This is a genomic window from Citrobacter sp. RHBSTW-00524 (genome assembly GCF_013747755.1).
GTDB classification, from domain to species: Bacteria; Pseudomonadota; Gammaproteobacteria; order Enterobacterales; family Enterobacteriaceae; genus Citrobacter; species Citrobacter braakii.
The window spans coordinates 299,276-318,902 of record NZ_CP056421.1 but is presented as its reverse complement, the minus strand read 5'-3'; the positions used below and the strand labels follow the sequence as shown (position 1 = coordinate 318,902).

The following is a 19,627-nucleotide window of genomic DNA, read 5'->3' as shown; positions in this document are numbered from 1 at the left end:
TCGACAATGGCATCGCTTATTCAGGTTCGTGATTTATTGGCTTTGCGGGGACGCATGGAGGCAACTCAGATTAGCCACACGCTGCACACCCCGCAGCCCATGATTGACGCCATGCTGAATCAGTTAGAAAAGATGGGCAAAGCGGTGCGGATTCAGGAAGATGCCGACGGGTGTCTTTCCGGAAGCTGCAAGAGTTGTCCGGAAGGTAAAGCCTGCCTGCGCGAGTGGTGGGCTTTGCGCTAGTTCGATGCCGGATGGCGCTACGCTTCCGGTCTAAAAATGACTGCAAACGTCCTGGCCGGATAAAGCGTTTATGCTGATATCCGGCTTTTTGCGTAATGGATTCCACAAAGATGTCTTTGTTTCAGCAAAGCAGATCTATCCTCCAGCCTGTCGCGCATCGTTATCAACTCGTGGATGATTACTGGCGACCAGGGAAGTAGAGTCTCGTCATCTTGTTTCTCAGGTGACGGATCGCCATGAATACTGACACGACTGCTACGCCGCATGACGCGATTTTTAAAACGTTCTTAAACCACCCTGCTACCGCACGCGACTTTCTTCGGCTCCATCTTCCAGCCTCTTTGCAAAAACTGTGCGATCTGAAAACGCTACAACTGGAATCGGGCAGCTTTATTGAGGACGATTTGCGCGCGTACTATTCCGATGTGCTGTGGTCATTAAAAACCCGCGAAGGCGATGGCTATATTTACACCATCATTGAGCATCAGAGTTCCGCCGATGCCCATATGGCATTTCGGCTGATGCGTTATGCTATTGCGGTCATGCATCGTCATTTGGCTGCAGGTCACAAGAAACTCCCGCTAGTGATACCCATGCTTTTTTATCATGGCGCGGCAAGCCCATACCCCTACTCACTCTGCTGGCTGGACGAATTTGACGACCCAAAGGCCGCCAGCCAACTTTATACCGCAGCGTTTCCACTGATCGATATCACCGTTGTTCCCGATGACGAGATCATGCAGCATCGCCGGATGGCGCTGTTGGAACTCATCCAAAAACATATTCGTAAACGCGATTTGATGGGGCTGGTAGAAAAACTGGCCATCCTGATTATTAAAGGACACGCTAATGACAGCCAGTTGAAAGCCTTGTTTAATTATCTAATGCAGGTCGGGGACACCGCACATTTTACCGAGTTTCTTCATGAGGTCGCCGAACGTTTACCCCAACATAAGGAAAAGTTGATGACTATCGCCGAAAGATTACGACAAGAAGGGCATCTTAATGGTCTTCAGGAAGGTCATATGAAAGGGTTACAAGAGGGGTTACAAACGGGCTTGCAACAAGGTAAACGAGAGGAAGCTTTACGTATTGCATCAACCCTGCAGGCTGATGGTATCGATCCGCTGACCATCTTCAGAATTACCGGCCTGACCGCTGAGGATCTGGCTACGCGCAGCCATTAATCTCAAGCCCGGTAAGCGCGGCTCTACCGGGCAACACAACAGATTTATAGGCGTTTTTTTAACGCCACCAGCGCTGCGCAGAACTCTGCAGGATGCGAGATAAACGGTGCATGCGCCGCTTTAGCAAATATCAACGACTCGCTATGCGGCCACAGGGCATCGAGCATTGGGACCACTTTGCGCGGAACCAGTCCATCGAGATAGCCGTACAACCGCAGAAAAGGCATGTCCACAGCGCACAGAGGCTCACGCAGATCGACCGTTTTCAGGATCTCCAGTCCGCCATTGAGCACCTCGACCTTCGGCATGGGTAACGCCAGCACTGTTTTCTTCAGTGCTCGCGCATCCTGACGCGCGGTGTCCGTGCCCATCGTCTGCAACGCCAGAAAACGTTCCACCGTACGCTGGAAATCTTCGCTCAACTGCTGCTGGAAACCTGCCAGCACTTCTGGCTTGATACCCGGCCACTCGTCGCGCGCGCTAAAGCAAGGGGAAGACGCCACGGTCACCAGCGCCTGAACACGTTCAGGATGGGTTAACGCCACCTGGCTTGCGACCAGCCCGCCCAGACTCCAGCCAAGCCAGATGGCTTTCTCCGGTGCCTGTTTTACTACCCGCTCAGCCATCTCTTCCAGCGACATTGCGCCGAACCCCTGGCTGCGACCAAATCCCGGTAAGTCGACAAGATGCAGCGTGAAATGCGAACTCAATTCCTCGCTTATGCAATGCCACACTTGCGCATTCAGTCCCCATCCGTGCAGCAGCACAAGATGGCAATTTCCCGAACCCTGGGTCTGCCACCAGATGTCATTCATCAGTTATTGTTCTCTTTTAGCCTGAAAGGATGCTTCTATGCTAACAGTACCGGGATTGTGCTGGCTATGCCGAATGCCCCTGACGTTAGGGCATTGGGGGATCTGTTCAGTCTGCACACGGGCAACGCATCAGCACGTCAGCCGGTGCCCTCAATGTGGACTCCCTGCCGCGCATACCGTCGTTCCCTGCGGGCGCTGTCTGCAAAAACCACCGCCGTGGCAGCGACTGGTTACCGTCAGCGACTATGCTCCGCCATTGAGCGGGCTTATCCACCAGCTCAAGTTTTCCCGACGTGGCGAAATGGCCCCCGCTCTTTCACGCTTGTTGTTGCTGGAGGTATTACAGGCCCGGCGCGTCAGCGGTCTTCCTCTGCCGGACAGGCTCGTCAGCGTCCCGCTCTGGCAACGCCGGCACTGGCGCAGAGGGTTTAATCAGAGCGACTTACTGTGTCGTCCCCTGGCCCGCTGGCTGGGCTGCAACTGGGACAGCCGGGCCATCACGCGGGGTCGGGCAACCGCCACACAGCACCATCTCAGCGCCCGATTACGTAAACGTAACCTGAAAAACGCCTTTCGCCTTGAATTGCCAGTGCAGGGACTCCATATGGTCATTGTGGATGATGTCGTCACTACCGGAAGTACCGTCGCGGAAATCGCGCAGCTGCTTTTACGCAACGGCGCGGCGACTGTCCAGGTATGGTGCCTGTGTCGAACCTTGTAGAGCCTCGATGATGGGCGTATTATAACCAAGTAAAATAGTCAACTATTAGGCCATTACTATGATCCATATTTCCGATGCTGCACAAGCGCACTTTGCCAAACTGCTGGCAAATCAGGAAGAAGGGACACAAATCCGCGTATTTGTGATTAATCCCGGCACGCCTAACGCTGAATGCGGCGTTTCTTATTGTCCGCCGGACGCCGTGGAAGCAACCGACACCGCCATTAAATTTGACCTGCTGACCGCATATGTTGATGAACTGAGCGCACCGTATCTGGAAGATGCAGAAATCGATTTCGTTACCGACCAGTTAGGCTCCCAGCTGACCCTGAAAGCACCAAACGCCAAAATGCGTAAAGTTGCCGATGATGCGCCGCTGATGGAACGCGTGGAGTACATGCTGCAATCGCAGATCAACCCACAGCTGGCAGGTCATGGTGGCCGCGTCTCCCTGATGGAAATCACCGATGAAGGCTACGCTATTCTGCAGTTTGGCGGCGGATGTAACGGCTGTTCAATGGTGGATGTAACGCTGAAAGAAGGTATCGAGAAGCAGCTGCTGGCTGAATTCCCTGAACTGAAAGGCGTTCGCGATTTAACCGAACACCAGCGCGGCGAGCACTCTTACTACTAACGCCCCAACCTGTAGAGTTTCCGTAGGCCCGTTAAGACGCATCCGCGCCGCCATCGGGCATTGATGCCGGATGGCAGCGTAATCGCTTTATCCGGCCTACAACCTTGCATTTATCCGCATATTTCCTGCAACAATCCCCCTCATAATTTGACCAGCCTCTCATAATTTAAATTTTGCCTGCCCAGGTGATTTTCAAGCGCCGTATGTTACCCGTATCATTCGCATCAGCACCTAACACACACATAACAGCCAGCTAAACTGATTAGTTTTGAAGGCAACCAGCATTGGTGCTGAGAATGCTCTGTTCCCGGTCGGGACAATCGGAATTTGTCATTTAAACACTGACGTTACCCATAACAAAGTAAAGGCCAGGTAAATCATGCCATTAGTCATCGTTGCTATCGGTGTAATCTTGTTACTCCTCCTGATGATCCGTTTCAAAATGAACGGTTTCATCGCTCTCGTCCTGGTGGCGCTTGCTGTCGGATTGATGCAAGGGATGCCACTGGATAAAGTCATCGGTTCGATTAAAGCCGGCGTCGGCGGAACCCTTGGCAGCCTCGCCCTGATTATGGGTTTTGGCGCCATGCTGGGCAAAATGCTGGCGGACTGCGGCGGCGCACAGCGCATCGCAACCACCCTGATTGCTAAATTCGGCAAAAAACATATTCAGTGGGCGGTGGTATTAACCGGCTTCACCGTCGGTTTTGCCCTGTTCTACGAAGTCGGCTTCGTGCTGATGCTGCCGCTGGTGTTCACCATCGCCGCTGCTGCCAACATCCCGCTGCTGTATGTTGGCGTGCCGATGGCTGCTGCGCTGTCCGTAACTCACGGCTTCCTGCCGCCGCACCCAGGTCCGACCGCTATTGCCACCATTTTCCATGCAGATATGGGTAAAACCCTGCTGTTTGGTACGATTCTGGCAATCCCGACCGTTATTCTCGCCGGTCCGGTGTACGCTCGCTTCCTGAAAGGCATCGATAAGCCAATCCCGGAAGGTCTGTACAGCGCGAAAACGTTTACTGAAGAAGAGATGCCTGGCTTTGGCGTCAGCGTCTGGACCTCTCTGGTACCGGTTATCCTGATGGCGATGCGCGCCGTGGCGGAGATGATTCTGCCAAAAGGTCACGCTTTCCTGACGGTGGCAGAATTCCTGGGTGACCCGGTTATGGCAACGCTTATCGCGGTGCTGATTGCGATGTTCACTTTTGGTCTGAACCGTGGACGTTCGATGGATCAGATCAACGACACGCTGGTGTCCTCCATCAAAATCATCGCGATGATGCTGTTGATCATTGGTGGTGGCGGTGCCTTCAAACAGGTCCTGGTGGATAGCGGCGTGGACAAGTACATCGCGTCAATGATGCACGGTTCAAACGTTTCTCCGCTGCTGATGGCATGGTCTATCGCTGCGGTACTGCGTATCGCACTGGGCTCCGCAACCGTTGCAGCAATCACCGCTGGTGGGATTGTGGCACCGCTGATTGCAACGACCGGCGTAAGCCCTGAGCTAATGGTTATTGCGGTTGGTTCCGGTTCCGTCATTTTCTCCCACGTGAACGATCCAGGCTTCTGGTTGTTCAAGGAGTACTTCAACTTGACCATCGGTGAAACCATCAAGTCATGGTCAATGCTGGAAACCATTATCTCCGTCTGCGGTCTGGTAGGGTGTCTGCTGCTGGGTATGGTGGTCTGATAAAACTGTGCCGGGTGGCACTTCGCTTACCCGGCCTACCTGCTATCCCCCTAAAAAAGCCGGGGAAATCCCCGGCTTTATTACTTCTTCTTCGCGGCCGCTTTTCGGCGCTTATCCAAATCCTTAATCAGCTTGTTCACACCGTCATCGGCAAACATCTGCTCCAGCGTGGCGGTGAGCTTACGCCGCCAGTTTTTGTACTGGTCGCTGGTCCCGGGAATATTGACCGGCTCAGCCATATCCAGCCAGTCTTCCGGTTGCAGGCCCAACAGCGCACTGTTGCTGTCAGCGATGTAGCGTTGCATGCCGCGATTAAGAATCGGCGTCATCGACATCAGTGACGCCTTGTGACCAGCACGTTTTGGCAGGCACCCGTATTTGTGCAGCGCGTCCAGCAGCCCCTGTTTCGCCAGTTCTCTGTCCTGATACAACCCACGCAGCACGACTTCATCCGGGTACAGACCCAGCGCCTTACCCAGCGTCAGATCGCCGCTATCCCAATAACCTTTAAGCGTAGGAAGGTCATGCGTCGCCGCGACTGCCATTGATTGTTCCGGGTACGCTTTCGGCGCGCGGAAGTTTTTCTCATGGTCATTCTCAAAATAAAGCACTTTGTAGGAGTACACGCCGCTGTCACGCAGCTTGCTGACGATCTCTACCGGCACAGTCCCCAGATCTTCACCAATTACCATGCAGTGATGACGTTTACTTTCCAGCGCCAGAATTGAAAGCAGATCGTCGACCGGATAATGCACGTAGGCGCCGTGATCGGCAGTTTCACCGTAAGGGATCCACCACAGACGCAGCATCGACATAACATGGTCGATACGCAACGCACCGCAGTTCTGCATATTGGCACGCAGCAGTTCGATAAACGGTTCGTAAGCGCGTGCCGTGATGATATGCGGATCCATCGGCGGCAATCCCCAGTTTTGCCCGAGCGGACCGAGAATATCCGGCGGTGCGCCAACCGAGGCTTTCAGGCAATACAACTCGCGGTCGCACCAGGTTTCCGCCCCGCCTTCGGCCACGCCGACAGCCAGATCGCGATATAATCCAATCGGCATCGCAAAGCCCTGGCTGGTTTTCCAGCAGTCAGCAAACTGGGTATACGCCAGCCACTGCAACCACAGGTAGAAATCCACTTCATCACGATGCTCTTCGCAAAAGCGTTTTACCTCTGGCGAATCCACCGACTGGAAAGCTTGCGGCCACACCGGCCAGCCCCAGCGCAGTGCGTCCTCTTTCACCTGATGTGCATGCAGCGCGTCAAAGGCCGCCTGCCAGTACAGGCTATCCCCTTCCTGAGTCACAAACTGACGAAATGCCGCCATCTGCTCATCGTCACGTGCAGAGAAGCTTTTCCACGCCATACGCAGCGCTGTCATCTTCAATGCGGTAACGGCAGAATAATTAACCCACTCGGTATCACGCGCGCGTTGCAGAGCTTGCTGAGTCGCGGGTTTCTGCCACCAGGCCTGCGCCTCTTTACTCAGGCGAAAATCGTCTACTGCGTTCACATCTATATAAATAACGTTCAACCAGCGGCGTGACGACGGGCTGTACGGACTGGCACTCTCCGGGTTCGCCGGATACAGCGCGTGAATCGGATTCAGGCCGATAAACGCGCCGCCGCGTTGCGCCACCTCCACCAGCATGGCACGGAGATCGCCAAAGTCGCCAATCCCCCAGTTTTTTTCTGAACGCAGGGTATAGAGCTGAACGCATGCGCCCCACAGCTTCTGCCCGGCTAACAGAGCCTGCGGCTCATAGCAGCGTTTCGGCGCGACGATGATGCGGCAATGGGTACGCAACTCCCCCTGGGTGAGGGTAAGCGTGTGATACCCTTCCGGCAGCTTCGCCGGAAGGTTGAACGATTTACCGCCGACGGCATGCCCTTTGTGCTGCACGCCCTCTTCGGTGGTCAGCAGCCAGGTAAACTCTCCGCGTCCCTCAACTGCCAGCGGCATTTTCTTACCAGCGGTATAAACCATGACATTCGGCACCGGGGTCACCGCCACCTGAGCGGTGGCGGTGGAGCGATGCATAGCGTCAAGCAAACGCCGCTTGGTTTCGACGCCAATAGACTGCGGTTTACCGTGGGCATTAATGTAATTGGGGCTGATCCCCGCCGCCAACGCGGCATTATCCAGACGTTTGCTTTCCATCGCGATTCCTTAACGTTTCGCCTGCCAGATACGAGTCTGATAATCGCGGATGGAGCGATCCGAACTGAACATGCCGCAACGCGCGGTATTCAGTATCGCCGCCCGGGTCCAGGCTTCCTGGTCACGATACAACACGTCAACCTGCTTCTGGGCTTCAACATAGGCCGCGAAGTCCGCCATTACCAGATACGGGTCACCGCCCTGCTTGCCGATACTGTGCAGCATCTGGTCGAAGGCATGTTTATCGCCGTCGCTGTACTTCCCGCTTTCCAGCTCTTTCAGAACAGCATCCAGCACTTTATCTTTCTTACGCCATTTCACCGGGTCGTAACCTTTGGCCTTGAGCGCCTTCACCTCTTCCACGGTATGACCAAAGATAAAGATATTCTCGTCACCTACCTTCTCGGCGATTTCGACGTTTGCGCCATCCAGCGTACCGACGGTTAACGCACCGTTCAGCGCCAGCTTCATGTTACCGGTGCCGGAAGCCTCTTTCCCTGCGGTGGAGATTTGCTCAGAGATATCCGCCGCTGGGATCAACATTTCCGCCGCCGAGACACAATAATCCGGCAGGAATACGACCTTCAGCTTGTCGCCCACTTGCGGGTCGTTATTGATGGTTTCTGCAACCTTGTTAATGGCGAAGATGATATTTTTCGCCAGGTAGTAACCCGGAGCGGCTTTCGCGCCAAACAGGAATACGCGCGGCACGCGATCGGCCTGCGGGTTCTCACGGATTTCTTTGTATAACGCCAGAATATGCAGCAAGTTGAGGTGCTGACGCTTGTACTCATGCAGGCGTTTAATCTGAATATCAAAGAGAGCGTTAGTCGTTATCTCAATACCGGTACGCGCTTTAATAAACTTCACCAGACGCGCTTTGTTCGCCAGCTTGATGTCACGATACTGCTGACGAAACTTCGCGTCGTCGGCGTATTTTTCCAGGTTAATCAACTGTTCGAGGTCGTTGGCCCACTCTTTTTTCAGCGATTTATCCAGCAGCGCGGCAAGTGCCGGGTTGCACTGCTTAATCCAGCGACGCGGAGTAATCCCGTTAGTGACGTTATGGAATTTGTTCGGCCAGAGCTGATGATATTCCGGGAACAGATCCTTCACCACCAAATCGGAGTGCAGCGCCGCCACGCCGTTAACCGCAAAGCCGCTGACCACGCACATGTTGGCCATACGCACCTGTTTGTTGTGCACCACCGCCAGCTTCGCCCAAACTTCAGCGTCACCCGGCCAGGTTTTATCGACCAGCTTCTTAAAGCGGTCGTTAATCTCTTTGATGATTTGCATATGGCGCGGCAGTAGTGCTTTCACCAGCTTCTCGTCCCAGCACTCCAGCGCCTCTGGCATCAAAGTGTGGTTGGTATAAGCAAAGGTCTTACTGGTAATAGCCCACGCATCGTCCCAGCTCATCTGGTGCTCATCAATCAGCACACGCAGTAGCTCAGGGATGGCGATGGTCGGGTGAGTATCGTTGAGCTGAATCACCTCAAAATCAGCCAGCTCATGCAGTTTACGCCCTGCCAGATGATGGCGGCGCAGAATGTCAGCTACGGAGCAAGCGCACTGGAAGTATTGCTGCATCAGGCGCAGCTTTTTACCCGCGGTGTGGTTGTCGTTCGGGTACAGCACTTTGGTCAGTTTTTCAGCGTCGATGCCCTGCTGCTCTGCGCGCAGGAAATCGCCGTCATTAAATTTGGTCAGGTTAAACGGATGTGCGTGGCTGGCCTGCCACAGACGTAGCGGTTGCGCCACGCCGTTACGGTAGCCGAGAACCGGTAGATCCCAGGCCTGGCCGGTGATAACAAACCCCGGCTCCCAGTGCCCTTCTTTGGTGACCTTGCCGCCAATCCCTACTTGCACATCCAGTGCCTCGTTGTGACGGAACCACGGATAGCTGCCGCGATGCCAGTCATCCGGGGCTTCCATCTGCTGCCCATCGGCAAATGACTGACGGAACAGGCCGTACTGGTAGTTGAGACCATAGCCCGTCGCCGATTGACCGACTGTCGCCATCGAATCAAGGAAGCAGGCCGCCAGGCGTCCCAATCCACCGTTACCCAGCGCCGGGTCGATCTCTTCTTCCAGCAGGTCGGTCAGGTTGACGTCATGCGCTTTCAGCTCATCGCTCACCGCCTGATACCAGCCGAGATTGAGTAAGTTGTTGCCAGTCAGACGGCCAATCAAAAACTCCATCGAGATGTAGTTAACATGGCGCTGATTTTTTGCCGGCTTCGCCGCAGGCTGGGCGCTGAGTAACTCAGCCAACGCCCCACTCACTGCCTGCCACCACTGGCGCGACGTCATTTCTTGAGCCGACAGTAAACCGAAGCGCTGCCACTGACGCGTCAGGGCAGCCTGAAATTGATCTTTGTTGAAAGTAGGCTGTGACATAGGGGTTCCAGATCCTTAGGTAATAAAACAACGTTATCGCTAGTTTGCCAGGCTCGTTGTTGACCTTCCTCATCCTGGCACGGATTAGGCAGGGAGGAGGAGCGGGGATGAGCATAAAAGTGTGATCGCTGCCACTTAAAGAGGGTGTTATCGCCCGTAAATTCGCGTAAGTCCGGCATAACGCCCCTGTAATGCCCAACGGACGACGCATTAATAACAAGAGATAAATCGACAATATCAAATAGAGGGGTGACGATGGGAAACAATCTGTAAACAGAGAAATAGTTTCTAACCTGAAATATCCAAGGTGGATAAGATAATTCACATAAAACTTTTAAGTCGGCCACAAAATTCGGCTCTTTACATTAAGCAACTGAGTAACCTTATAAAATGGGAGGTATTTTTCGGCTCAGCCAAAATACCGACGGATCCAGTCGCCACGCCTGTTGTGACTCTTTAAAGCAATTAATGTAATAGATGTTTAGATTTGTGACATAGTGCAAAATCAGACACACAAAAAGTCCGCTTAGCTTGCATAAAACACTAATCTGGCCGACCTTATATCTATTAATTACGAAGCGCAAAAAAAAATCATTTTTCCCCATTTTCACACAGTGAAGTGACTAACTTATGTTGATTCCGTCTAAATTAAGTCGTCCGGTTCGACTCGACCATACGGTGGTTCGTGAGCGCCTGTTGGCTAAACTTTCCGGCGCGAACAATTTCAGGCTTGCCCTGATAACAAGTCCTGCTGGTTATGGAAAAACAACGTTGGTTTCACAATGGGCAGCGGGGAAGAACGACTTAGGCTGGTACTCTCTGGATGAAGGCGATAATCAACAAGAACGCTTTGCCAGCTATCTGATCGCCGCTATCCAGCAGGCAACCGGTGGACACTGCACCACCAGCGAAGCGATGGTGCAAAAGCGCCAATACGCCAGCCTGACGTCACTGTTTGCGCAGCTATTTATTGAACTGGCCGAGTGGCATCGCCCGCTCTACCTGGTAGTGGATGATTATCATCTCATCTCCAATCCGGCAATTCACGAAGCGATGCGTTTCTTCCTGCGTCATCAGCCTGAGAACCTCACGCTGGTCGTGCTGTCGCGCAACCTGCCGCAGTTGGGTATTGCCAACCTGCGAGTACGCGATCAGTTGCTGGAGATAGGCAGCCAACAGCTGGCGTTTAACCACCAGGAAGCCAAACAATTTTTCGATCGACGTTTGTCCTCACCTATCGAAGCGGCAGAAAGCAGCCGGATGTGCGATGACGTTGCTGGCTGGGCCACGGCGTTACAGCTGATTGCCCTCTCCGCCCGCCAGAACAACCATTCTGCGCACCAGTCCGCACGCCGCCTCGCCGGGATCAACGCCAGCCATCTGTCCGATTATCTGGTTGATGAAGTGCTGGACAGCGTCGACCTCGGCACCCGTCACTTCCTGCTGAAAAGCGCCATTCTGCGCTCAATGAACGACGCGCTGATCGTCCGGGTCACTGGGGAAGAAAACGGCCAGATGCGGCTGGAGGAGATTGAGCGCCAGGGATTATTCTTGCAGCGGATGGATGACGTCGGTGAGTGGTTCAGCTATCACCCGCTGTTTGGCAGCTTTTTACGCCAGCGCTGTCAGTGGGAGCTGGCAAGCGAACTGCCCGAAATACACCGCGCCGCCGCTGAAAGCTGGATGGCGCAAGGCTTCCCCAGCGAAGCTATCCACCACGCGCTGGCGGCCGGCGACGCCCATATGCTGCGCGATATCCTGCTTAACCATGCGTGGGGACTGTTTAACCACAGCGAACTGACATTACTGGAAGAGTCGCTGAAAGCCCTGCCGTGGGAAAGTCTGCTGGAAAATCCGCGTCTGGTTCTGCTGCAAGCCTGGCTGATGCAAAGCCAGCACCGCTACGGCGAGGTTAATACCCTGCTGGCGCGCGCTGAGCAGGAAATGAAAGGCGACATGGAACCGACGCTGCACGCCGAATTTAACGCCCTGCGTGCGCAGGTCGCGATTAACGACGGAAATCCTGACGAAGCCGAGCGCCTGGCAAAGCTGGCGCTGGATGAGTTACCCATCGCCTGGTTCTATAGCCGTATCGTCGCCACCTCGGTACACGGTGAAGTCCTGCACTGTAAGGGCGATCTCACGCGTTCTCTGGCGTTAATGCAGCAAACCGAGCAAATGGCACGCCATCATGACGTCTGGCATTACGCGCTGTGGAGTTTAATCCAGCAAAGCGAAATTTTGTTTGCCCAGGGCTTTTTACAGGCCGCCTGGGAGACTCAGGAAAAAGCGTTTCAGTTGATCAAAGAGCAGCATCTGGAATAGTTGCCGATGCACGAGTTCCTGGTGCGTATTCGCGCGCAGCTGCTGTGGGCATGGGCGCGCCTGGACGAATCGGAAGCGTCTGCCCGCGCGGGTATTGAACTGCTTTCCACATTCCAGCCGCAGCAACAGCTACAGTGCCTGGCGCTGCTGATTCAATGTTCGCTGGCCCGGGGGGATCTGGATAATGCGCGTAGCCTGCTTAACCGCCTGGAAAACCTGCTGGGTAACGGTCACTATCACAGTGACTGGATCTCGAACGCCGATAAGGTACGGGTGATTTACTGGCAAATGGTGGGCGACAAAAATTCGGCCGCCAACTGGCTGCGCCACACGCCGAAACCGGAATTCGCCAATAACCACTTTCTGCAAAGCCAGTGGCGCAACATCGCCCGCGCGCAGATCCTGCTGGGCGAGTTTGAACCGGCTGAGATTGTGCTGGAAGAGTTGAATGAAAATGCGCGCAATCTGCGCCTGATGAGCGATCTGAACCGTAACCTGCTGCTGCTTAATCAGCTCTATTGGCAGGCAGGGCGCAAAAATGACGCACAGCGCGTGTTACTCGACGCGCTGCAGCTGGCGAACCGCACCGGATTTATCAGTCACTTTGTCATTGAAGGTGAGGCCATGGCGCAGCAATTGCGTCAGTTGATTCAGCTCAATACCTTACCGGAACTCGATCAGCACCGCGCCCAGCGTATTTTGCGTGAGATTAACCAGCATCACCGCCATAAATTCGCCCACTTCGATGAAGGGTTCGTTGAGCGTCTGCTTACTCACCCGGAAGTACCGGAGCTTATCCGGACCAGCCCGCTGACCCAGCGCGAATGGCAGGTTCTGGGGCTGATTTATTCGGGCTACAGCAACGAGCAGATCGCCGGAGAATTGGCCGTCGCGGCAACGACCATCAAGACGCACATCCGCAATTTGTATCAAAAGCTCGGCGTCGCACACCGCCAGGATGCAGTGCAACATGCGCAGAAACTGCTGAAAATGATGGGGTATGGGGTTTAGTTAATGCCTGATACGCTACGCTTATCAGGCCTGGAATTAACTTAGCACAGCTCTAACTGAATATGATGGTCCGCAATAACCTGCATCACGCCAGCTGGCGGCAGCGTGTCGGTATACACCGCATCCACCATGCTGATACTGCCCATATTCACCATCGCGTTACGCCCAAACTTCGAGTGATCCACCACCAGCATCACATGCCGTGAATTCTCAATAATCGCGCGCTTGGTGCGAACTTCGTGATAATCAAACTCCAGCAGGGAGCCATCGCTATCGATACCGCTAATCCCTAAGATGCCGAAGTCCAGGCGGAACTGAGAAATAAAGTCGAGGGTCGCTTCGCCCATAATACCGCCGTCGCGGCTACGCAGTTCGCCACCGGCGAGTATGATGCGGAAATCCTCTTTCGCCATCAGCGTATTCGCCACATTGAGGTTGTTGGTCACAATGCGTAAATTGCTGTGATTGAGCAGCGCGTGAGCCACCGCTTCCGGCGTAGTGCCGATATCAATGAACAACGTAGAACCGTTCGGGATCTGCGTGGCAACTTTGCGGGCAATGCGCTCTTTTTCCGCCGTCTGTGTCGCTTTACGGTCATGCCACGGGGTGTTGACCGAGCTGGAGGGCAGCGCCGCGCCACCGTGATGGCGCAAAATCATGTTCTGATCGGCCAGCTCGTTAAGATCGCGGCGAATCGTCTGCGGGCTGACGGAGAAATGCTCCACCAGCTCCTCGGTACTGACGTATCCCTGTTTCTTTACCAGCTCGATGATCGCGTCATGTCGTTGTGTTTGCTTCATTATTGTTCCCTGAAATTACGTTCGTTTTCGTACATTCATAGTATCGGCAAACGCCATTGCCAGACCCACGGCCAGCCCGGCGATATGTGCGCCGTTCGCCATCGACATGCCGAACACATCAAACCAGCCGGCAACAATCCAGATCAAAGCAAAGATAATCAAACCACGCTGCAGGAAAATACCACTTTGTGGATCGCGCTCGCCACGCAACCACACATAACCCATCAGCGCATATACCACGCCAGACAGCCCACCAAACCACGGGCCGCTAAATTTCTGCTGAACGTAGCCGCTTAGCAGGGCGCTGATCACGGTAATTACAATCAGTTTTCCGCTGCCCAGACGCTTTTCTACCGCACCGCCGAGATACCACCACCACAGCAGGTTGAACAGAATATGCATCAGCGAGAAGTGCATAAAAGCGTGGGTAAAATAACGCCAGAATTCAAATTTCAGCGAAGGGTCAAACGGCCATGCCAGCCAGAGCATCACGGTCTGGTCGCCCAGCGTGTTCATCGCGATAAACACCAGCACACACGCGGCCATCACCACCCAGGTCACCGGGCCTGCGCGTTCGCGCAAAGTTGCCAGGAACGGATAACGCTGATAGCGCAGACCGCTGTCGGTATGACCCGACTGCCAGCTTGCCGCGAGGTAACGCGGATCGCCTGGATTCTCCAGAAACCGCGCCAGCTCAGCATGCACGCGCTCAGCCTGGGCCTCATCCGCCAGCCAGACATCCGTTTGCTGATGTTGTTGAATCGTCAGGATAACGCCCTGTGTCGCCATATAATCAACAAATGCCTGCGCCACGCGGGGGTTAGCAAAAGAGGTAATCATCAACATGGTTGCTGTCGCTTATTCCACACAAAAGAGGACAGTATATATACCCTTCTTACTTCGAGCTGCATCTTTGTTGGCTTTCCTCACTCACTCCGGTCAGATACTGTTCGTACGCGCCCGGAGATTTGCTGCGTCGCCGTCGCGATGCAACTCGAATTATTTGGGTATAGTCTTACGAACCGTATGCCACTTCTGCCGGAAAATGTCGATGCCAGGCGTCGAAGCCGCCGTCAACACTGTAAACCGCGTCATAGCCCTGCTGAAGAAGATATTGCGCCGCGCCTTTACTGCTGTTGCCGTGATAACACATTACTAACACGGCGGTGTCGAAATCATGCTCGCGCATAAATGACCCCAGCGTGTCGTTCGTCAGATGAAACGCCTGCGGGGCGTGACCCATCGCATAGCTTTGCGGGTCGCGGATATCCACTAACACCGCGGTCCCCTGGTGCAGCTTCTGATGCGCTTCTTCGACATTAATACATTCAAACTGATCCATTGCTCTCTCTTCTTTATATTGCAGGTGACGCTTTTCAGACATGTTACTTCTTAGTGTACGTCCCGACGGCAGTTAAACGCCATAATGTTATATGTATCACTGTAAATTGTTTATCCGATGTTACCAATGGCGCGATTCTTTGCTACTATGCTCGATAACGAACATTAATGAGCCATAACGAAAGTGCGAGAGGCCAGCATGGAAACCAAAGATCTGATTGTGATAGGTGGAGGCATCAACGGTGCCGGTATCGCGGCAGATGCCGCTGGACGCGGTTTATCCGTGCTGATGCTGGAAGCGCAGGATTTAGCCTGCGCCACCTCCTCCGCTAGCTCCAAACTCATCCACGGTGGCCTGCGCTACCTGGAACACTACGAATTTCGCCTGGTGAGCGAAGCGCTGGCCGAACGTGAGGTGTTGTTGAAAATGGCACCGCATATCGCCTTCCCGATGCGCTTTCGTCTGCCCCATCGCCCGCACCTGCGTCCAGCGTGGATGATCCGTATTGGTCTGTTTATGTACGATCATCTGGGCAAACGCACCAGTTTGCCGAGTTCGACCGGCTTGCGTTTTGGCGCAGATTCCGTAATGAAACCTGAGATTGTGCGCGGTTTCGAATATTCTGACTGCTGGGTAGACGATGCGCGGCTGGTTTTGGCAAACGCCCAAATGGTCGTACGCAAAGGCGGAGAGGTGTTAACCCGCACTCGCGCTACCTCCGCTCGCCGTGAAAACGGTTTGTGGATTGTTGAAGCTGAAGATATCGATACCGGTAAAAAGCACACCTGGCAGGCGCGTGGTCTGGTCAATGCCACCGGCCCATGGGTGAAAGAGTTCTTCGACGACGGCATGCATCTGCCATCGCCGTACGGTATTCGTCTGATTAAAGGCAGTCACATCGTAGTGCCGCGCGTCCATACCCAGAAGCAAGCTTATATACTGCAAAACGAAGATAAACGTATTGTGTTTGTCATCCCATGGATGGACGAATTCTCGATCATCGGGACGACTGACGTCGAATACAAAGGCGATCCGAAAGCGGTAAAAATTGATGAGAGTGAAATCAATTACCTGCTGAAGGTCTACAACGCGCACTTTAAGAAACAACTGGGCCGTGACGATATCGTCTGGACCTACTCGGGCGTACGTCCGCTGTGCGATGACGAGTCCGACTCGCCGCAGGCTATCACCCGTGATTACACGCTGGATATCCACGACGAAAACGGCAAAGCGCCGCTGCTGTCGGTCTTTGGTGGTAAGCTAACGACCTATCGTAAGCTGGCCGAACACGCGATGGAAAAACTGGCGTCGTACTATCAGGGAATCGGTCCGGCGTGGACAAAAGAGTGCATTCTGCCAGGCGGTGACATCGGCGGCGATCGTGAAGATTACGCGGCCAAACTGCGCCGTCGCTACCCGTTCCTGACCGAGTCGCTGGCGCGCCATTATTCGCGCACCTACGGCAGTAACACCGAATGGATTATCGGGAAAGCCACCTCGCTTGCCGAGTTAGGTGAAGACTTCGGCCATGAGTTCTATGAGGCCGAGCTGAAATATCTGGTCGATCACGAATGGGTGCGCCGTGCGGAAGATGCGCTGTGGCGTCGCACGAAAGAAGGTATGTGGCTGAACGCTGAACAGCAGTCGCGCATGACCCAGTGGCTGGCGGAGTACATTGAGAAACAGCAGCTGTCGCTGGCGTCTTAAGACACTCGATATAAAACTGTAGGCCCGGTAAGCGTCAGCGCTACCGGGCCTTTTGCCGGATGGCGGCTAACGCCTTATCCATCCGGCCTACAGATCGTCCTGCCCTTGTTACAACCGCACCGAGTCGATATGCCAGATGTTTTCGGCGTACTCTTTGATCGTCCTGTCCGACGAGAAGTAGCCCATGTTGGCGATATTAATCATCGACTTGGTGGTCCACTCTTCCGGGTGGCGATACAGTTCGTCAACCTTATCCTGGCAGTCAACGTAGCTGCGATAATCCGCCAGAACCTGATAGTGGTCGCCAAAGTTGATCAGCGAGTCAACCAGGTCACGATAGCGCCCCGGCTCCTCAGGGCTGAATACACCGCTGCCGATCTGCGTCAGCACCTGGTGCAGCTCTTCGTCTTTCTCGTAATACTCACGCGGCTTGTAGCCCTGGCTGCGTAAGGCTTCGACCTCTTCCGCCGTATTACCAAAGATAAAGATATTTTCTGCGCCCACATGCTCCAGCATCTCGACGTTGGCACCGTCCAGCGTCCCAATAGTCAGCGCGCCGTTGAGGGCAAACTTCATATTACTGGTACCAGAGGCTTCGGTCCCGGCCAGCGAAATCTGCTCAGACAGGTCGGCAGCAGGAATAATCACCTGCGCCAGGCTGACGCTGTAGTTAGGAATAAACACCACTTTCAGCTTGTCACCAATTTGCGGATCGTTGTTGATCACTTTCGCGACGTCGTTGATCAGGTGAATGATGTGCTTCGCCATGTAATAGGCCGAAGCCGCTTTACCGGCGAAGATATTCACACGCGGCACCCACTCGGCGTCAGGATCGGCCTTAATGCGGTTGTAGCGGGTGATCACATGCAGCACGTTCATCAACTGGCGTTTGTACTCGTGAATACGCTTGATCTGCACATCAAACAACGATTTCGGGTTCACCACCACGTTAAGCTGCTGGGCAATGAGCGTTGCCAGACGCTTTTTATTCTCCAGCTTCGCACGGCGCACCGCCTGATTTACTAGCGGGTAATCGCAGTGCTGTTCAAGCTCGCTTAGCTGGCTGAGATCGGTTCGCCAGGTGCGGCCAATGTTCTCATCCAGCACCTCAGAGAGCGATGGGTTAGCCAGCGCCAGCCAGCGGCGCGGCGTCACGCCGTTGGTGACGTTACAGAAGCGAGTCGGGAAAATCTTCGCAAAGTCAGCAAACAGCGACTGCACCATCAGGTTGGAGTGCAGCTCAGAAACGCCGTTAACCTTGTGGCTCACCACCACTGCGAGCCATGCCATACGCACCCGGCGGCCATTGGATTCATCGATAATCGACGTCCGTCCCAGCAGACTGGTATCGTTCGGATACTTTTCCTGCAACGTCTTCAGGAAGTAGTCGTTAATCTCAAAGATGATTTGCAGATGGCGCGGCAGAATTTTGCCCAGCATATCGACAGGCCAGGTCTCCAGCGCTTCGCTCATCAAGGTGTGGTTGGTATACGAGAAGACCTGGCAGCAGACCTCAAACGCATTATCCCAACTGAATTTGTGCTCATCGATCAGTAGACGCATCAGCTCAGGAATCGACAGTACCGGATGGGTGTCGTTGAGGTGAATGGCGATCTTATCTGCCAGGTTGTCGTAGGTTTTGTGCAGCTGATAATGACGGTTCAGGATGTCCTGCACCGTGGAGGAGACCAGGAAATACTCCTGGCGCAAACGCAGCTCGCGTCCGGAATAGGTGGAGTCATCCGGATACAGCACGCGGGAGACGTTCTCGGAGTGGTTTTTATCTTCCACCGCCGCAAAGTAGTCGCCCTGGTTAAATTTACCGAGGTTGATTTCGCTACTGGCCTGGGCATTCCACAAGCGCAGCGTATTGGTGGCGTCTGTGTCATAACCGGGAATAATTTGGTCGTAGGCTACCGCGAGGATCTCTTCAGTTTCTATCCAGCGCGTTTTCTTGCCTTCCTGCTGAATACGCCCGCCAAAGCGCACTTTGTAGCGCGTATTGTGGCGTTTGAATTCCCACGGGTTACCGTATTCCAGCCAGTAGTCCGGTGACTCTTTCTGTCGGCCATCAACAATGTTCTGTTTGAACATGCCGTAGTCATAACGAATACCGTAGCCGCGTCCCGGCAGACCCAACGTAGCCAGTGAGTCCAGGAAGCAGGCCGCCAGGCGCCCGAGGCCACCGTTGCCAAGACCAGGGTCGTTTTCTTCATCGATCAGATCTTCAAGATCCAACCCCATACCTTCCAGCGCATTTTTGACATCGTCATAAATACCCAACGATAACAGTGCATTGGAAAGTGTGCGGCCAATCAGAAACTCCATTGACAGATAATAAACCTGTCGAGTTTCCTGGGATAATTGCGCACGGTTAGAACGCAGCCAGCGCTCCACGAGACGATCGCGCACCGCGAACAACGTGGCGTTCAGCCACTCATGTTTATTGGCAATGACCGGGTCTTTACCAATCGTGAACATCAGCTTGTAGGCGATAGAATGCTTAAGTGCCTCTACGCTGAGTGTGGGCGATGCATAAGTAAATGGAGCATTCATATAGGTGATTCCTGGATAT

At 54.1% G+C, this 19,627-nt stretch carries 13 protein-coding genes and 1 pseudogene; 7 read left to right on the top strand and 7 right to left on the bottom strand.

What is annotated here, in order from left to right; all coding sequences use genetic code 11:
* The first annotated feature begins 6 nt into the window (after positions 1 to 6).
* Positions 7 to 243, top strand: coding sequence for a [Fe-S]-dependent transcriptional repressor FeoC (gene feoC, locus HV229_RS01440; protein WP_003023516.1), 237 nt, complete (start codon positions 7 to 9; stop codon positions 241 to 243).
* Positions 244 to 479: 236 nt separating this feature from the next.
* Entirely contained in the window at positions 480 to 1,430 is a 951-nt protein-coding gene (locus HV229_RS01435) for an Rpn family recombination-promoting nuclease/putative transposase (protein ID WP_181546757.1), read from the top strand.
* Positions 1,431 to 1,474: 44 nt separating this feature from the next.
* Here the strand turns inward: HV229_RS01435 and bioH are convergent, their stop codons facing one another.
* A complete protein-coding gene (gene bioH, locus HV229_RS01430) occupies positions 1,475 to 2,245 on the bottom strand; it encodes a pimeloyl-ACP methyl ester esterase BioH (protein ID WP_016157646.1) in 771 nt (256 codons plus the stop codon).
* A 37-nt stretch (positions 2,246 to 2,282) separates the two neighbouring features.
* On the opposite strand from bioH, the gene gntX reads away from it, so the two are divergent.
* The 3 genes from gntX to gntT all read left to right on the top strand — a co-directional run bounded on the left by gntX (position 2,283) and on the right by gntT (position 5,296).
* A complete protein-coding gene (gntX, locus tag HV229_RS01425) occupies positions 2,283 to 2,966 on the top strand; it encodes a DNA utilization protein GntX (RefSeq protein ID WP_181546755.1) in 684 nt (227 codons plus the stop codon).
* A gap of 58 nt (positions 2,967 to 3,024) precedes the next feature.
* Positions 3,025 to 3,600 (top strand): Fe-S biogenesis protein NfuA, encoded by a 576-nt coding sequence (gene nfuA / locus HV229_RS01420; RefSeq protein ID WP_003023509.1) that lies wholly within the window; start codon positions 3,025 to 3,027, stop codon positions 3,598 to 3,600.
* A gap of 379 nt (positions 3,601 to 3,979) precedes the next feature.
* Positions 3,980 to 5,296: a gluconate transporter gene (gene gntT, locus HV229_RS01415; RefSeq protein ID WP_003023507.1), complete on the top strand. Its 1,317-nt coding sequence runs from the start codon at positions 3,980 to 3,982 to the stop codon at positions 5,294 to 5,296.
* An 80-nt stretch (positions 5,297 to 5,376) separates the two neighbouring features.
* Here gntT and malQ read toward each other — a convergent pair whose 3' ends face one another.
* Together malQ and malP are read right to left on the bottom strand one after the other, a co-directional pair.
* Entirely contained in the window at positions 5,377 to 7,464 is a 2,088-nt protein-coding gene (malQ, locus tag HV229_RS01410; RefSeq protein ID WP_181546753.1) for a 4-alpha-glucanotransferase, read from the bottom strand.
* 9 nt (positions 7,465 to 7,473) lie between these two features.
* On the bottom strand, positions 7,474 to 9,867 hold the full coding sequence (gene malP / locus HV229_RS01405) for a maltodextrin phosphorylase (protein WP_181546751.1): 2,394 nt from the start codon (positions 9,865 to 9,867) through the stop codon (positions 7,474 to 7,476).
* 630 nt (positions 9,868 to 10,497) lie between these two features.
* Here malP and malT point away from each other — a divergent pair.
* Positions 10,498 to 13,203: pseudogene (gene malT / locus HV229_RS01400) on the top strand (HTH-type transcriptional regulator MalT).
* Positions 13,204 to 13,244: 41 nt separating this feature from the next.
* On the opposite strand, the gene HV229_RS01395 reads toward malT, so the two are convergent.
* From HV229_RS01395 to glpE, 3 genes are all read right to left on the bottom strand, one after another.
* A complete protein-coding gene (locus HV229_RS01395) occupies positions 13,245 to 14,003 on the bottom strand; it encodes a DeoR/GlpR family transcriptional regulator (protein WP_181546749.1) in 759 nt (252 codons plus the stop codon).
* A 15-nt stretch (positions 14,004 to 14,018) separates the two neighbouring features.
* The gene (gene glpG / locus HV229_RS01390) at positions 14,019 to 14,849 is read right to left on the bottom strand and encodes a rhomboid family intramembrane serine protease GlpG (protein ID WP_080859330.1); all 831 of its coding nucleotides are present in this window, start codon (positions 14,847 to 14,849) and stop codon (positions 14,019 to 14,021) included.
* Between the two features lie 169 nt (positions 14,850 to 15,018).
* On the bottom strand, positions 15,019 to 15,345 hold the full coding sequence (gene glpE, locus HV229_RS01385; protein WP_016157651.1) for a thiosulfate sulfurtransferase GlpE: 327 nt from the start codon (positions 15,343 to 15,345) through the stop codon (positions 15,019 to 15,021).
* A gap of 198 nt (positions 15,346 to 15,543) precedes the next feature.
* On the opposite strand from glpE, the gene glpD reads away from it, so the two are divergent.
* Positions 15,544 to 17,052, top strand: coding sequence for a glycerol-3-phosphate dehydrogenase (gene glpD / locus HV229_RS01380; protein ID WP_047358174.1), 1,509 nt, complete (start codon positions 15,544 to 15,546; stop codon positions 17,050 to 17,052).
* Between the two features lie 108 nt (positions 17,053 to 17,160).
* On the opposite strand, the gene glgP is transcribed toward glpD, so the two are convergent.
* On the bottom strand, positions 17,161 to 19,608 hold the full coding sequence (gene glgP, locus HV229_RS01375; protein ID WP_181546747.1) for a glycogen phosphorylase: 2,448 nt from the start codon (positions 19,606 to 19,608) through the stop codon (positions 17,161 to 17,163).
* Between the last annotated feature and the right edge of the window lie 19 nt (positions 19,609 to 19,627).

Coding starts and splice junctions, on each gene's coding strand:
- feoC (WP_003023516.1), top strand. CDS start 7: ATGGCATCGCTTATTCAGGTTCGTGATTTATTGGCTTTGCGGGGACGC.
- HV229_RS01435 (WP_181546757.1), top strand. CDS start 480: ATGAATACTGACACGACTGCTACGCCGCATGACGCGATTTTTAAAACG.
- bioH (WP_016157646.1), bottom strand. CDS start 2,245: ATGAATGACATCTGGTGGCAGACCCAGGGTTCGGGAAATTGCCATCTT.
- gntX (WP_181546755.1), top strand. CDS start 2,283: ATGCTAACAGTACCGGGATTGTGCTGGCTATGCCGAATGCCCCTGACG.
- nfuA (WP_003023509.1), top strand. CDS start 3,025: ATGATCCATATTTCCGATGCTGCACAAGCGCACTTTGCCAAACTGCTG.
- gntT (WP_003023507.1), top strand. CDS start 3,980: ATGCCATTAGTCATCGTTGCTATCGGTGTAATCTTGTTACTCCTCCTG.
- malQ (WP_181546753.1), bottom strand. CDS start 7,464: ATGGAAAGCAAACGTCTGGATAATGCCGCGTTGGCGGCGGGGATCAGC.
- malP (WP_181546751.1), bottom strand. CDS start 9,867: ATGTCACAGCCTACTTTCAACAAAGATCAATTTCAGGCTGCCCTGACG.
- HV229_RS01395 (WP_181546749.1), bottom strand. CDS start 14,003: ATGAAGCAAACACAACGACATGACGCGATCATCGAGCTGGTAAAGAAA.
- glpG (WP_080859330.1), bottom strand. CDS start 14,849: ATGTTGATGATTACCTCTTTTGCTAACCCCCGCGTGGCGCAGGCATTT.
- glpE (WP_016157651.1), bottom strand. CDS start 15,345: ATGGATCAGTTTGAATGTATTAATGTCGAAGAAGCGCATCAGAAGCTG.
- glpD (WP_047358174.1), top strand. CDS start 15,544: ATGGAAACCAAAGATCTGATTGTGATAGGTGGAGGCATCAACGGTGCC.
- glgP (WP_181546747.1), bottom strand. CDS start 19,608: ATGAATGCTCCATTTACTTATGCATCGCCCACACTCAGCGTAGAGGCA.